Source organism: Streptomyces sp. ATLC9 (assembly GCF_057196705.1).
The window spans coordinates 1-441 of the sequence record NZ_JBXUOY010000596.1 but is presented as its reverse complement, the minus strand read 5'-3'; the positions used below and the strand labels follow the sequence as shown (position 1 = coordinate 441).

1 rRNA gene is annotated in these 441 nt (G+C 65.1%); it reads left to right on the top strand.

Going from position 1 to position 441, the window contains the following annotated elements:
- Nucleotides 1-108: ribosomal RNA gene (rrf, locus tag AC2CJA_RS27240) — 5S ribosomal RNA — on the top strand; the annotation flags it as partial.
- Between the last annotated feature and the right edge of the window lie 333 nt (nt 109-441).

Sequence of the window (441 nt, the reverse complement as noted above, 5' to 3'; positions counted from 1 at the left end):
CACAGCGAGAGGGAAACGCCCGGTTCCATTCCGAACCCGGAAGCTAAGCCTTTCAGCGCCGATGGTACTGCATGGGGGACCGTGTGGGAGAGTAGGACGCCGCCGAACAATATTTGAAGGACCCTTGGTCCCAGCGTGCATGCTGGGACCAAGGGTCCTTTTCTCTTTGTGCGCAAACTGAACGTGTAACACCCCAAGACAGGAGCCGCATCTATGTCCAATTCCTCCGAGGAGCAGCCGGGCCGGCCCGAGCGCTCGGACAGGCCCCGTCGCCAGAGTGGTGACGAGCGCCGGGGTGGCTTCCGTCGCGACGATCGTCCGTCGTTCCGCCGGGATGATCGGGGGGAGCGGCCGCGTGGTCCGCGCAGGGATGACGACCGGGGGCGTGGTGACCGGCGGGATGATCGTGGTGGTTTCCGGCGGGATGACCGGCCTTCGTTC